At 51.2% G+C, this 13,543-nt stretch carries 15 protein-coding genes; all 15 read left to right on the top strand.

Translation table 11 applies throughout. From position 1 onward, the window contains the following. Positions 1-11: 11 nt before the first annotated feature. The 15 genes from EDM56_RS23455 to dnaG all read left to right on the top strand — a co-directional run bounded on the left by EDM56_RS23455 (position 12) and on the right by dnaG (position 13,513). On the top strand, positions 12-533 hold the full coding sequence (locus EDM56_RS23455) for a hypothetical protein (protein WP_122920365.1): 522 nt from the start codon (positions 12-14) through the stop codon (positions 531-533). Between the two features lie 157 nt (positions 534-690). Further along, the gene (yqfC, locus tag EDM56_RS23450) at positions 691-975 is read left to right on the top strand and encodes a sporulation protein YqfC (protein ID WP_122920364.1); all 285 of its coding nucleotides are present in this window, start codon (positions 691-693) and stop codon (positions 973-975) included. 17 nt (positions 976-992) lie between these two features. Beyond that, positions 993-2,189: a sporulation protein YqfD gene (gene yqfD, locus EDM56_RS23445; RefSeq protein ID WP_122920363.1), complete on the top strand. Its 1,197-nt coding sequence runs from the start codon at positions 993-995 to the stop codon at positions 2,187-2,189. A 56-nt stretch (positions 2,190-2,245) separates the two neighbouring features. Beyond that, on the top strand, positions 2,246-3,235 hold the full coding sequence (locus EDM56_RS23440) for a PhoH family protein (protein WP_122920362.1): 990 nt from the start codon (positions 2,246-2,248) through the stop codon (positions 3,233-3,235). Position 3,236: 1 nt separating this feature from the next. After that, entirely contained in the window at positions 3,237-3,716 is a 480-nt protein-coding gene (ybeY, locus tag EDM56_RS23435; RefSeq protein WP_122920361.1) for an rRNA maturation RNase YbeY, read from the top strand. 10 nt (positions 3,717-3,726) lie between these two features. Next, positions 3,727-4,116: a diacylglycerol kinase gene (locus tag EDM56_RS23430; protein ID WP_281274983.1), complete on the top strand. Its 390-nt coding sequence runs from the start codon at positions 3,727-3,729 to the stop codon at positions 4,114-4,116. Positions 4,117-4,154: 38 nt separating this feature from the next. Then, positions 4,155-4,553 carry a cytidine deaminase gene (locus EDM56_RS23425; protein ID WP_122920360.1) on the top strand — a complete coding sequence of 133 codons (399 nt, stop codon included), beginning with the start codon at positions 4,155-4,157 and terminating at the stop codon, positions 4,551-4,553. Next, the gene (gene era / locus EDM56_RS23420) at positions 4,546-5,463 is read left to right on the top strand and encodes a GTPase Era (RefSeq protein ID WP_122920359.1); all 918 of its coding nucleotides are present in this window, start codon (positions 4,546-4,548) and stop codon (positions 5,461-5,463) included. Before EDM56_RS23425 ends, era begins: the two co-directional genes overlap by 8 nt. Positions 5,464-5,564: 101 nt before the next feature. After that, positions 5,565-5,708, top strand: coding sequence for a YqzL family protein (locus EDM56_RS23415; RefSeq protein ID WP_122920358.1), 144 nt, complete (start codon positions 5,565-5,567; stop codon positions 5,706-5,708). A 2-nt stretch (positions 5,709-5,710) separates the two neighbouring features. Continuing rightward, the gene (gene recO / locus EDM56_RS23410; protein WP_122920357.1) at positions 5,711-6,457 is read left to right on the top strand and encodes a DNA repair protein RecO; all 747 of its coding nucleotides are present in this window, start codon (positions 5,711-5,713) and stop codon (positions 6,455-6,457) included. A 424-nt stretch (positions 6,458-6,881) separates the two neighbouring features. Then, the gene (gene glyQ, locus EDM56_RS23405; RefSeq protein ID WP_183192574.1) at positions 6,882-7,769 is read left to right on the top strand and encodes a glycine--tRNA ligase subunit alpha; all 888 of its coding nucleotides are present in this window, start codon (positions 6,882-6,884) and stop codon (positions 7,767-7,769) included. Continuing rightward, complete coding sequence (gene glyS, locus EDM56_RS23400; RefSeq protein ID WP_122920355.1) at positions 7,762-9,831, top strand: glycine--tRNA ligase subunit beta; 2,070 nt, start codon at positions 7,762-7,764, stop codon at positions 9,829-9,831. Before glyQ ends, glyS begins: the two co-directional genes overlap by 8 nt. A 205-nt stretch (positions 9,832-10,036) precedes the next feature. Further along, the gene (ccpN, locus tag EDM56_RS23395) at positions 10,037-10,669 is read left to right on the top strand and encodes a transcriptional regulator CcpN (RefSeq protein ID WP_122920354.1); all 633 of its coding nucleotides are present in this window, start codon (positions 10,037-10,039) and stop codon (positions 10,667-10,669) included. 11 nt (positions 10,670-10,680) lie between these two features. Further along, positions 10,681-11,508: a pyruvate, water dikinase regulatory protein gene (locus tag EDM56_RS23390; RefSeq protein ID WP_122920353.1), complete on the top strand. Its 828-nt coding sequence runs from the start codon at positions 10,681-10,683 to the stop codon at positions 11,506-11,508. Between the two features lie 148 nt (positions 11,509-11,656). Beyond that, a complete protein-coding gene (gene dnaG, locus EDM56_RS23385; RefSeq protein ID WP_122920352.1) occupies positions 11,657-13,513 on the top strand; it encodes a DNA primase in 1,857 nt (618 codons plus the stop codon). Positions 13,514-13,543 lie beyond the last annotated feature (30 nt).

Here is a 13,543-nt window from a genome sequence, read left to right as displayed (position 1 = left end):
GAGGGAGGACCATGGACGGCCTGCTGGATCTGTTTTTTGCACTGCTCGCTCTGGCTGGTAAGTACTGGTTTGTTGTACTTGGCTATGTGATCTACCGAATGCTCGGCCTCGATAAAAAGAAGAGCGCAAAGGAAGCGAAGCGCAGCCAATTGCCGCCGCTCACGCCTACGACATCCGGTGGGGAAAATAGACGGATGACAGTCGGTCAAAGACCTGCAGCATCCCAGCAGCAGGACGCGCAGCCGATGCCGGACGAGACGGGAGAAACGCTTGAGAACAGGGATGACGAGTGGAAGCCGATCCCGAAAGCGACCTTGACGCACGTGGAGCAAGGCGAGTCCGCCACGCCACCGGGAATTTTGGTGCCGATCTACCAAGATGCTGCCCCGATCGAGACCCATGTGCCGGTTGAACCACAGCATGCGGTTGCCAAAGAAAAGCTCCGCGAAGGGATGAAATGGGCGATTATTTTTTCCGAGCCACGGTCCAGATCCCCTTATCGGCCCATGCGCGGGATCCATAAAAGCAAATAGCAAAAAACCGAAAGGAGCACAGATGTGCTCCTTTTTTGTATAAGTGCAACCTGGCTGCATCAAAAAGTTTGGCGCAGCCAGGTTTTTCTAATTGCAAGAAACGGCATGAATTCATTCCCTTGCTCATAGGTTTATAAAAGAGAAAGGGGGCTTACCCATGAAGCGTTGGGGCCGCCGACTTCGCCATTTGGCAGTAGGGGTGCTGGATATACCGCAGGATGTGGTATTAGAAGTCCCGAGAATCACCATGATTGGCCAATTGCAAATGTATATCGAAAACCATCGTGGGGTGCTCCATTTTACCGAGAGTGAACTCCGCTTGCTTTTAACAAATGGACAGTTGATCGTATACGGGGAACAGCTGGTGATCCGGGCGATATTACCGGAAGAGCTGCTGCTGGAAGGACGAATTGGCGGTGTGAAATACTTGCAGCCGCAATAATCATGGGGGGATCACGGATGCGAAATGCACTTCGGGAATGGCTAGGCGGCCATGTGACAATCAACATCCGCGGTAAACGATTTGAACGCTTCATCAACCGAGCGGTTAAAGAAGGCTTGCATATCTGGAACATCAAACGGCTGGGCGAGGAGTCTGGCCAGTTTGACATGCTGGTGGAGGATTACAAGCGAATACGTCCGCTCTTACGTGAGACAGGCTGTCGTACGCACGTCCATGCACGGAAAGGTGGACCGTTTTGGCTGCGGATGGTATACCGCAGACTCGGGTTTGCGATCGGTGCTTTGCTGTTTCTTATCGGCGTGTATATGCTGTCCACGTTTGTTTGGTCGGTGGAAGTGAAAGGGACGAAAAAACTGCCGGTCTACAAAGTGCTGCAGGTGGCTGAACAATACGGAATTAAAAGAGGGGCATGGCAGCCTGCGCTCGGCGAGCCGACTACCTTGCAGCGAAAACTGCTCGGGTTGCTGCCGGAGGCTTCCTGGATCGGTGTGGAGAAAACTGGGACAAAGATCATCATCCAGGTAGTCGAAAAGGAGCAGCCAGAAAAACCACCTGTGGAAGGTCCACGCAATATCATCGCCAAGAAAAAAGCGGTCGTGCACACTATTCTTGCGGAAAAGGGTAAAACTATGGTGCAGAAGGATCAATTTGTGCAGAAGGGACAAGTTCTGATTTCGGGCATCATCGGGAATGAAATGCGTCAGGCCGTCGTTGCGGCACGCGGCAAAGTGGAGGGGGAGGTATGGTACCAAACAAAGGTTACAGTTCCGCTCAACCAGACGCGCTACATGTTTACCGGCCATAACCAGAATAATGTCTACCTCACGCTTGGTTCCCAATCGATCCGAATCTGGCCGCTGCAAGGGGATGAATATGCCAGCTTTGAGACGAAAAACGAACAGACGCTGCTGTCTTTAGGGCGGTTTTTGCTGCCGATTGGCATTACGTCTTCCGACCAGATGGAGACGGAGCCGCAAATCCGCATGTTGTCCAAAGAGCAAGCCATCGAGCTGGCAAAGCAGGTCGCCAGGCAGGATGTGCTGCGCCAGGCAGAGAAGGATGCGAAAATCGCGGACGAAAAAGTTTTGCAGATAAAAGAAGAGAATGGTAAAGTTTACTTGAGCATGCATTATACAGTCATCGAAGACATTACGGCAGAGCAGCCGTTCACGAATGTGCAGCCTGCCCCATAGACCAATTCCCATAATACGAATTACGGAATGAACCGTACCAAGGAGATGGAAGCCTTTTGCACGTAAGAGATGAGGTAACAATCCCATTTACGGATGCAGCAGAAGCACTCATGTTGTTTGGACCGCATGATACGTATCTGCAAAAGATCGTGGAAAACACCACTGCCAAAATTGTCACCAAGGATGGCGAAATCGTCATTCAGGGCGACAGGGAGGAAACACAGAAGCTGGCATCGCTGTTTAACATTTTGCTGCAGCTGATTCGCCGTGGAATCACGCTGTCGGAGCGGGATGTCTCCTACGCGCTGCAACTGGCCAAAACAGGCGACGCCGAGCAATTGCTCCACGTATTTGATGAAGAGGTAGCCCGTACGCAGAAAGGAAAAGTCATCCGCGCGAAAACGTTGGGACAGCGCCATTACTTGGCGGCGATCAAACGGTCGGACATTGTGTTCGGAATCGGGCCAGCGGGTACAGGGAAAACGTATCTGGCTGTCGTGATGGCCGTAAACGCGCTGAAAAACGGACGCGTGAAAAAAATTGTGCTTACCCGCCCTGCTGTGGAAGCGGGAGAAAGCCTCGGCTTCCTTCCGGGCGATCTGCAAGAGAAGGTTGACCCGTATTTGCGGCCGTTGTACGATGCTCTATACGATATGCTGGGCAATGAGCAGGTAACCAAAATGATGGAGCGCGGCTTGATCGAGGTTGCTCCATTGGCATATATGCGCGGTCGCACGCTTGAAGATTCGTTCGTCATCTTGGACGAAGCGCAAAACACGACCGGCGAACAGATGAAGATGTTTTTGACTCGTCTCGGCTTTGGATCCAAAATGGTTGTGACCGGTGATATCACGCAGATCGACCTGCCAAGAGGTAAAAAATCGGGCCTGCGCGAAGCCGATCGCATTTTGAAGCCGATCAAGGAGATCGCCTTCATCGCCTTTCAGGAGGAGGACGTTGTGCGTCACAGCCTCGTCCAAAAAATCATCCGGGCATACAATGTGGAAGAAACGGCGGAATTAGTTTCGCCTAGAGGAAGTGAATGACATGTTGCAAATTGAAATGACGAATGAGTTTGAGGAAGCGCTCACCGATGAGCATCTGGCGCTTGTGGAGAAATGTTTACAGGCAGCAGCCGAGCGTGAAGAGATCTCGGGCGAGGTTTCCCTTACATTCGTCGGCAATGAGCGGATTCATGAGTTGAACCGCGATTTCCGTGGCGTGGACCGCCCGACAGACGTGCTCTCCTTTGCGATGAATGAGCAAGGGGAGGATGAGCTCGACATCTACGTGGATGAAGAGGACCTCGCCGATTTCCCGAATATGCTTGGGGATATCGTCATTTCCATACCTAAAACGCGCGAGCAGGCTGGAGATTACGGCCATTCCTTTGAACGGGAACTGGGCTTTCTCGCCGTGCACGGTTTCCTCCATCTGATCGGCTACGATCATATGACGGAAGCGGATGAAAAAGAGATGTTTTCACGTCAGGAAGAGATTTTGCAATCAATTGGCCTGACAAGATAGGAGAAGGCCGGTGAAAGAGCGGAAGGGATTGTATCGGTTCCTGTGCAGTTTGCGGTTTGCATGGGCGGGAATCCGCCATGCGGTGATGACTCAGCCCAACATGCGCATCCATCTCTTTTTTACGGCAGCTGTGCTTGCCGGTGCCTGGTGGCTGGCCATACCGCGAGATGACCTGTTGCTTTTGCTGCTGTTTATCGCGCTGGTGCTGTCGCTTGAACTAGTGAACACGGCGATTGAAGCAGCGGTTGATCTGGTGACGACCAACCGGCATCCACTGGCCAAAGCTGCCAAGGATGCGGCGGCTGGGGCTGTCCTGGTGGCAGCCGCTGCTTCTGTTGTCGCTGGTATCATCGTGTTCGGCCCGCCGTTGTACCGCAAAATTGCGGAGTGGCTGATGTAAGAAAGCCTTGGGGAGAGTAAAGAAAAGGGGAGACGTGTATGAACGAAAAGGAACTGATACAGCAGGCCGTAGCGGCTCGAAAAAACGCCTATGTGCCGTATTCCAAGTTTCCCGTCGGGGCAGCGCTTTTGACGACCTCTGGCAAGGTGTATCTCGGCTGTAATATCGAGAACGCTGCATACCCGCTGTGCAATTGTGCGGAGCGCACAGCGATTTTCAAAGCAGTTTCGGAAGGGGAAAACGCTTTTGCTGCAATTGCGGTCGTAGCCGATACGCCTGGCCCTGTATCGCCGTGCGGTGCATGCCGACAAGTGCTCGCGGAGCTGTGCCCTGCCGATATGCCGGTCATTCTCGCCAACTTACAAGATAATGTCAGTGTAACCAGTGTCCAAACCCTGTTGCCCGGGGCATTCACCAAGGAGGATTTACGTGGATAAAAGCAAGACCAAACAAGTGTTCAAATCGGGATTCGTCTCGATTGTCGGCCGGCCAAATGTCGGCAAATCAACGCTCTTAAACCATATCGTCGGTCAAAAGATCGCGATCATGTCAAACAAACCGCAGACGACGCGCAACAAAATCACGGCGGTTCACACCACTGCTGAGGGGCAGATTATCTTCCTCGATACGCCGGGCATTCACAAGCCCAAGTCGAAGCTCGGGGACTACATGGTCTCGGTAGCGGAGAACACCCTCAATGAAGTTGACCTCGTGCTTTTTGTCATCGACGCCACGGAAAAGCGGGGAGCAGGGGACGAATATATCATCGAGCGACTGAAGCAGGTGAAGACACCTGTTTTTCTTGTCATTAACAAAATCGACAAGATTCATCCCGAAGCGATCCTGCCGATCATCGACGATTACCGCCAGCAGCTGTCATTCAAACAGATCGTGCCGATTTCCGCTTTGGAAGGAAACAACACGCAAGCGCTGCTTGAATCCATCTACAACGAGATGGAAGAAGGGCCGATGTATTACCCTGCTGATCAAGTGACTGATCATCCGGAGCGCTTTATTGTGGCTGAGCTCATCCGGGAAAAGGTGCTGCAGATGACGCGTGAAGAAATTCCGCACTCCATTGCGGTCGGCGTAGAGGAGATGAAGCGCGGCGACAACGGCAAAACGCTGTACATTTATGCGGCGATCTATACCGAGCGCGACTCGCAAAAAGGCATCCTCATTGGCAAAAAAGGGGACATGCTTAAAGAGATTGGCAGACGTGCGCGCATGGACATCGAGCGGCTGATGGGCGACAAAGTATTTTTGGAACTGTGGATTAAGGTGAAGAAAGATTGGCGCAACCAGGATCGCATGCTGCGCAATTTCGGCTTTTTTGATGAAAAGTAACGGGATCGGGTAAGACATTTTTTTCAAGGATAGAATCAGGCGAGAGAGCGGATGCTATAGAGGAAGTGGATACAGCCCGTAACAGGAAAGGATGATGCATTTTGCTTCGTGACTTTTCTTGGAGTTATTTCGCTTCCACCGGTGACATCCATGCTTATCTCTTGTACCGGGAACACGATCAACAGCCGATCCCAGTTATTCAAGAGGAGCCTGATTCGATCCAGGGAGAACTGGGTGAATCGTAAACATGCTTGCAAAATGGGAAGGTATCGTGATCCGCACCGTTGACTACGGAGAAGCGGGCAAAGTGTTGACTCTTTTCACCAGAGAACACGGCAAAGTCGGCGTCATGGCTCGAGGTGCTAAGAAGCCGCGAAGCCGTCTGGCTGCCGTGTCTCAACCATTCACCTATGGCTACTTTCTCGTAAAAACAGGCGGTTTCGGCATGGCCGATCTAACACAAGGCGAGATCGTCGAGTCATTTGCCGCCCTGCGTCAAGACCTGCTCTTGACCGCATATACGGCCTATATCGTAGAGCTCTTTGACCGATTGACCCACGAAGGTGAGGTCAATCCTTTTCTGTTTCAACTGCTCTTGCTCACGCTGCGCTATCTTGATGAGGGCAGGGATGCGGAAGTGCTCAGTCGCATTTTTGAAAGCAAAATGCTGATTGTGGCGGGGATCAAGCCGCAGCTTCACGCCTGTTCCGATTGTGGTAGCACGCAGGAGCCATTTGTGATTAGCGTCACGCACGGTGGATTGCTGTGCCCTAATTGTCAGGTTCACGATCCGTACTCCATCACGGTGACTCCTACTACCTGGAAGCTGCTGCGCCTGTTTCAAATGTTTGATCTCGAGCGCTTGGGCGAAATTGATGTCAAGCCGTCGACGCGCAGCCAGTTAAAGCACGTGCTTCGCCGCTTCATCGACGAACATTTGGATATCCGTTTGAAAAGCCGCAATTTTCTCGATCAGATGGAAAAGCTACCGTGAGAAGCGCCCTGTTGACAGGGGGGGTGTTTTTCGCTATGATATTTTGCAATAGCAGTACGTACATATTGTGATGCAATGAAGGAAAAGAGTAGTTGTCCACTGGCTGTGTAGCGAACCGGGGAAGGTGAAAGCCTGGTAGTCAAGACGATGAACGGCATTCCGGAGCATCTTGAACCAAAGTGGGTGTAATGTCTGCATAGCATTGCGCCAAATAGGGTGGAACCGCGGGAGATCCTCTCGTCCCTATACCAGCTCATCGAAGCATGGTATAGCGGATGGAGAGGTTTTTTATTTGCCTCATAAGCGCATTCGCATACACCATGGGTGAGATGAACAAGTTTTGCGTACGCATCTGAACGGTCGTCCAGGTTGCGGAGAGGTTTACTGGCATGGAACTTTTTACGGAGGTGGAAAGAAGATGAAAATGAATTTTCAAGACATTATTTTAACCCTGCAAAATTATTGGGCAAAACAAAATTGCATCATCGTTCAGCCATACGATGTGGAAAAAGGTGCGGGTACGATGAGCCCGATGACGTTTTTGCGCAGTATCGGACCTGAGCCGTGGAACGTGGCTTATGTGGAGCCTTCTCGCCGCCCGGTTGACGGCCGTTACGGGGAAAACCCGAACCGTCTGTATCAGCATCACCAATTTCAAGTGATCATGAAGCCGTCGCCTGACAATATCCAGGAGCTGTATTTGGAAAGCTTGCGCGCGCTTGGCATCGAACCGCTCGATCACGACATCCGTTTTGTCGAAGACAACTGGGAAGCGCCGACGCTTGGTGCGTGGGGTCTCGGCTGGGAAGTGTGGCTGGACGGGATGGAGATCACCCAGTTCACATACTTCCAGCAAGTGGGCGGTATCGACTGTAAGCCGGTGGCCGTAGAAATTACGTACGGCCTGGAGCGGATGGCATCGTACATTCAGGAAAAAGAAAACGTGTTTGACCTTGAGTGGGTGAATGGCTTTACTTATGGCGATGTGTTCCATCAGCCGGAGTACGAGCATTCCAAATACACGTTTGAAGTATCGGACGCCGACATGCTGTTCAAGCTGTTCAACACCTATGAAGCAGAAGCGAAGCGCGTCATGAAGGAAGGTCTCGTGTTCCCGGCCTATGACTACGTGCTGAAATGCTCCCATACGTTCAATCAGCTCGATGCGCGCGGTGCGATCAGCGTAACCGAGCGTACAGGCTACATTGCGCGGGTGCGCAACCTGGCGCGCGAAATTGCGAGTACCTATTACAAAGAGCGGGAGCGTCTCGGCTTCCCGATGCTTGCGAAAGGGGCGAATAGCCATGAGTAAACGCGATCTATTACTGGAAATCGGAATGGAAGAGCTGCCAGCCCGTTTCGTAGCACCGGCTGCAGCGCAACTGAAGGAAAAGCTGGAAAAATGGCTGCAAACCGAACGAATCTCGTTCGATCAAATTAACCTGTACGAATCCCCACGCCGCTTGGCCGTACTGGTGGCGGGTGTGAGTGAACAACAGGCAGACCGCAATGATGAGGCGAAGGGGCCGGCGAAAAAAATCGCCCAAGACGAAGCGGGCAACTGGTCGAAAGCGGCGCTTGGTTTTGCGCGTAGCAACGGCGTTGATCCGGAGGCGCTCTATTTCAAAGAAGTGAACGGTGTTGAATACGTCCATGCACGTAAAAATGAAGTGGGACGTGCAACCTCCGAGCTGCTGCCAGCGATTAAAGACGTGATCGTCGGTATGAGCTTTCCGAAAAACATGCGCTGGGGCGCGCATGAGCTCAAATTCGCCCGTCCGATCCGTTGGATGATCGCATTGTTCGGCGACGAAATCATCCCGTTTGAAATCGAAGGCGTGCAAACAGGCCGTGTCAGCCGTGGACACCGTTTCCTCGGCCACGACGTCACCGTTACGAACGCGGCGGATTACAAACAGCTGCTTGCTGACCAGTTCGTCATGGTTGACCCTGAGGAACGCAAAGAAGTGATTGTGCGCCAATTGAAAGAATTGGAGCAAAAACAAAACTGGATCATCCCGATCGATGAAGGCCTTTTGGATGAGGTCGTTCATCTTCTCGAATACCCAACAGCGCTGTTCGGAACGTTTGAAGCGGATTTCCTCAACATCCCACGCGAAGTGTTGATCACCTCGATGCGTGAGCACCAGCGTTACTTCCCGGTACAAGATCAGCAGGGCAAGCTGTTGAACCATTTCGTGACCGTACGTAACGGGGATTCCCGCTCGCTTGAGACGGTTGCGAAAGGGAATGAAAAAGTGCTGCGTGCCCGTTTGGCTGATGCACGGTTCTTCTATACCGAAGACCAGAAGCTGGCAATCGCGGACTGCATCGCAAAGCTGGAAAACATCGTGTTCCATGAAGAATTGGGCACAATCGCCGATAAAGTGCGCCGTACCGTAAAAAATGCCGATCAAATCGCAGACGCGGTTATGGCCGATATCGCGACCGTCGAACGCGCGGCGTCCATCGCTAAATTCGACTTGGTCACAAACATGGTCAACGAGTTCCCGGAACTGCAAGGGATCATGGGTCAAGATTACGCTAAAAAAGCGGGAGAAACCGAGGCGGTTGCACATGCGATTTTCGAGCACTACCTGCCGCGTTTTGCCGGCGACATCTTGCCAGAATCGGCGGAAGGCGCTGTCGTCTCCATTTCCGACAAACTCGATACTATCGTGGGCTGCTTTGCGATCGGCATCATTCCAACCGGCTCTCAAGACCCTTATGGCTTGCGTCGCCTGGCTGCAGGGATTGTCAATATCCTGGTTGCACGCAACTGGACGCTTTCGCTTGATGCGCTGTTTGATATCGCCCTGGCTAACTATCAAGCGCAAGGCGTGAACAAGCGGGAAGCGGCTGACGTGAAAAAAGACTTGTTCGATTTCTTTGCGCTCCGCCTGAAAAACGTGCTGCAAGAAGAAGGCGTCCGCTACGACGTGATCGACGCGGTGCTGGCTACCGACCTGTCGGTTGTGCCAAACGTTCTGGCGCGTGCGAAAGCATTGATGGAAATCGTTCGCGACGATTCGTTCAAGCTGACAGTAGAGCAGTTCAATCGCGTTAACAATCTGGCGCAAAAAGCGACTAGCTTGGAAATTGACGAGGCGGTATTCACCGAAGAGGTGGAAAAATCGCTGCATCAGGCGTATGTATCTGTAAAGCAAGAGCTGTCACAGGTGGAAGCGACTGGCGATTTTGTGAAAATGCTGGAAATTCTGGCGTCCTTGCGCGAACCGATCCAGACCTTCTTTGAACAGATCATGGTCATGGTCGAGGATGAGCGGGTCCGCCAAAATCGACTTGCTTTGCTCGCAAATGTGGCGAAAACGATTTTTGCCTATGCGGATTTTGCCAAGATCGTGTTTGCATAAAACACCAATCCACGCCGTATGATCAAGTGTGGGCGGGCATCTTGCTCGCCCACTTCACTTTCAAGATTCGACTTTTTTCTAGTATATTCGCCTCCGATTGAAACGGAGGCTTTACATTTTTCTGTCGCAAAGCAGGAGATTTGCTAAAAAGAGAGTAATACTAGACATATAAAGATGTAAGGATCGGTGGTGATTTGTCATCGAACTGACGAAACGACAAGAGCATATTTTACAGATCGTGAAAGATCATGGGCCAATCACCGGTGAGCAGATTGCAGAACGACTTCATTTGACACGGGCAACCCTTCGACCAGATTTGTCGATTTTGACCATGTCCGGGTATCTGGATGCAAGACCGCGTGTCGGCTATTTTTATGCCGGAAAACAAGCGGGAACGGTGATCAGCGAACGCCTGCACAAGATGCTCGTCAACGATTACAAGGCCGTGCCGATCGTCGTGCAGGAGAATGCTTCTGTATATGATGCCATCGTAACGCTCTTTCTCGAGGATGTAGGAACCTTGTATGTGGTAAACCAAAAAGGGTATTTGGCTGGTGTGGTCTCCCGCAAGGATTTACTGCGCGCATCTCTTGGGAACAAAGGTTTGGAAGGGATTCCTGTCAGCATTATCATGACTCGTATGCCCAACATCGTCACCTGCGCTCCGGAAGAGAGCCTGTTTATGGCGGCGAAAAAACTGATCGACTTCCAGATTGATTCGCTTCCTGTGGTCAGGCCGGCCGAGGAAGACAGCCGTCAATCGGAGCTGATTGGCCGGGTAACCAAGACAACCATTGCCAGAGCTTTTGTCGAGCTTGGCAGCGAGCCCTTTTTGTAGGAGGAGAAGCGATGAGCAACGATCAATCGGGTCAAATTATCTACGTCGTATCAGATTCCATCGGCGAGACGGCCGAGCTTGTCGTTCGCGCCGTAGTCAGTCAGTTTGATTCTCGTCTGATTGACATTCAGAAGTACCCCTATATTGAAGATAAAACGTCGATTGACGAGGTGATCGCCTCGGCAAAAGAGTCAAAGGCGATGATTGTGTTTACGCTAGTGATTCCAGAATTAAAAGCGTACATTATGGAGTGTGCGGCCGCAGCGGGCATTCCGATCATCGACATCATGGGCCCTCTGCTGTTGACCCTGCAAGAGACATTAAACGTGTCGCCAACGGGAAAGCCAGGACTTGTGCGCCGCCTTGACGAGGAGTATTTTCGGAAAGTGGATGCCATCGAGTTCGCAGTCAAATATGATGATGGCAGGGACCCTCGGGGCCTTTTGCGCGCCGACGTCGTGCTGATCGGCGTTTCGCGCACCTCCAAAACGCCGCTGTCCATGTACTTGGCGAACAAGCGGCTGAAAGTGGCCAACGTGCCGATCGTGCCGGAGGTTGACCCGCCGGAGGAATTGTTCCAAGTGCCGAAAGAGCGTTGTATCGGACTGATCATCAATCCGGAGCACTTGAACGCAATCCGAACGGAGCGGTTAAAAGCGCTGGGACTTACAGCTCAAGCCAATTATGCCAATTTAGACCGAATTAACCAGGAACTGGAGTACTCGCGTAAAATCATCGAGCGTATTGGTTGTCCAATCATCGATGTGTCCCAAAAGGCTGTCGAAGAGACGGCAAACATCATTTTGGAGATTATCAAGAGAAATCAGGCGAAAAAATAACGAGGGCAGCAGGAATTTGCCGAAATTTGACGAACTACATTAACTCATTGTTAGAAAACAGGCTCGTCAAGCTTTGCTTTGCGGCGAAGCCTTAGTTGCACTTATACTGGATAGGTTTCCTATCTGTACAAGAAAGGTGCTAACACGCATGGCTAAATCCAATGACGAATTTGTCCAGCAGGTTCGTTCAGCGGTGGACATTGTCGATATCATCGGCGAATATGTTCAACTAAAAAAAAGCGGAAGAGCGCTCGTGGGCCTGTGCCCGTTTCATTCCGAGAAATCCCCTTCGTTTAATGTGAATGGGGGACGGCAATTCTTCCACTGTTTTGGTTGCGGCGCTGGTGGTGATGTGTTTTCGTTCGTCATGCAGATCGAGGGTTTGACCTTTCCGGAAGCGCTCAAAAAGCTGGCTGAGCGCGTTGGTCTGACAATGCCTTATGAGCAGGCAGAGTCACCAATGGAGCAGGACAGCAAGGCAGTCATGTATGAAGCGCATCGTCTCGTGGCGAAACTATATCATCACGTACTTACGTCCACGCCATACGGACAAGCAGCGTTACGCTATGTGGAGAAACGGGGGCTGTCAAGACAGATCATTGATGAATTTCAAATCGGTTTTGCGCCTGATTCCTGGGACTTTACGACTCATTTTTTGAAAAAGAGAGGGTTTGAGCCCCAGGAAATGGTCGAGGCGGGACTTTTGGCGCAAAATGACAACGGGCGAATCTTTGATCGGTTTCGAGGCCGGATTATGTTTCCGATTCAGGATTCCCAAGGAGAGGTCATCGGATTTGGCGGGCGGGCAACAGAAAATATACAGCCCAAGTATTTGAACAGTCCGGAAACAAGCCTGTTTAACAAGAGCAGAACCGTATTTAACCTGCACCGCTCACGCACGCACATCCGCAAGCGGAATCAAGCCATTTTATTTGAAGGATATATGGATGTGATTTCGACATGGCAAGCAGGGATCAAAAACGGCATCGCCACATTAGGCACGGCTTTTACGGAGCAACATGCCCGCGTGATCCGAAGGAATGCAGAACAGGTTATCCTTTGTTATGACGGTGATAATGCCGGTCAGGAAGCGACGGCGAAGGCGCTGGGAATTTTGCAGCAGGTGGGATGCACGGTGCGCATTGCACCACTCCCGCAGGGAATTGATCCCGATGACTTTATCAAAAAGTACGGAGCAGACGCCTTTTCGCAAAAGGTCATTTTGCAGGCAATGCCTGTCACACAGTTTCGATTGAAACATTTGCGGGGCAAGCGCGTATTACATGATAAGCATGATGAGGCAAAATACATCCAGGAGGCGCTGGAAGTAATCACGCAGCTAAGTAGCCCGATTGAGCGGGACATGTATGAGCGGCAGCTAGCTGATGAATTTACGGTGCCCTTGGAGACCATCAAGGCAGAAGCTCGTCAGGTGCACAAGAACAAGCAAAAAATAAATGAGCAAAGGGATAAAGTAGAGCCAGTATGGAATAATAGTATAAATAATGGCAAATTTGTGGGTGCAAAAAATTCGCCTCCTGTGACGGCTCATGCAAAAGCGGAGAGAATGCTGCTCCATTATATGATGAAAAGCCAGGATGTCGCTGACCGTGTGCGGGAAGAATGCAAGGTGGATTTCCAGCAGGACGAACACAACGCGCTAGCGGCTTATCTTTATGCTTTCTATGCCGAAGGCAATCCGGAAGATCCTGGTGATTTTATCCGTTATCTGGACGATGAAAACTTAAAGCAACTAGCCTCGGGATTGGCTATGATGGAGTGCAACGAAGACGTTTCTGACAAAGAGATTAGTGACTACATCAGACAAGTGAATATCTACCCGTTACAAAGTTTTGAGTTGGAACGTTTGCGTGAGGAGTACAATTTCCTGATGACTCAGCGCGGCGAATGTGAAGAGGAAGAACGACGTAAGCAATTGATGGATCAAGCTCGCCTTGTGGGAATGAAGATTCATGAATTAGAAAATGCTTTAAAGGAAGGGTAGGATCATTAACATTCCCGAGGAAGGAGGGAA

The organism is Brevibacillus fluminis, from assembly GCF_003710825.1.
Classification (GTDB): Bacteria; Bacillota; Bacilli; order Brevibacillales; family Brevibacillaceae; genus Brevibacillus_D; species Brevibacillus_D fluminis.
This window is presented reverse-complemented; position numbering and strand designations above follow the sequence as displayed.

What these genes read in the sequence shown, in the direction of transcription:
- EDM56_RS23455 (WP_122920365.1), top strand. Translation starts at nt 12, where the DNA reads ATGGACGGCCTGCTGGATCTGTTTTTTGCACTGCTCGCTCTGGCTGGT.
- yqfC (WP_122920364.1), top strand. Translation starts at nt 691, where the DNA reads ATGAAGCGTTGGGGCCGCCGACTTCGCCATTTGGCAGTAGGGGTGCTG.
- yqfD (WP_122920363.1), top strand. Translation starts at nt 993, where the DNA reads ATGCGAAATGCACTTCGGGAATGGCTAGGCGGCCATGTGACAATCAAC.
- ybeY (WP_122920361.1), top strand. Translation starts at nt 3,237, where the DNA reads ATGTTGCAAATTGAAATGACGAATGAGTTTGAGGAAGCGCTCACCGAT.
- EDM56_RS23425 (WP_122920360.1), top strand. Translation starts at nt 4,155, where the DNA reads ATGAACGAAAAGGAACTGATACAGCAGGCCGTAGCGGCTCGAAAAAAC.
- recO (WP_122920357.1), top strand. Translation starts at nt 5,711, where the DNA reads ATGCTTGCAAAATGGGAAGGTATCGTGATCCGCACCGTTGACTACGGA.
- glyQ (WP_183192574.1), top strand. Translation starts at nt 6,882, where the DNA reads ATGAATTTTCAAGACATTATTTTAACCCTGCAAAATTATTGGGCAAAA.
- glyS (WP_122920355.1), top strand. Translation starts at nt 7,762, where the DNA reads ATGAGTAAACGCGATCTATTACTGGAAATCGGAATGGAAGAGCTGCCA.
- EDM56_RS23390 (WP_122920353.1), top strand. Translation starts at nt 10,681, where the DNA reads ATGAGCAACGATCAATCGGGTCAAATTATCTACGTCGTATCAGATTCC.
- dnaG (WP_122920352.1), top strand. Translation starts at nt 11,657, where the DNA reads ATGGCTAAATCCAATGACGAATTTGTCCAGCAGGTTCGTTCAGCGGTG.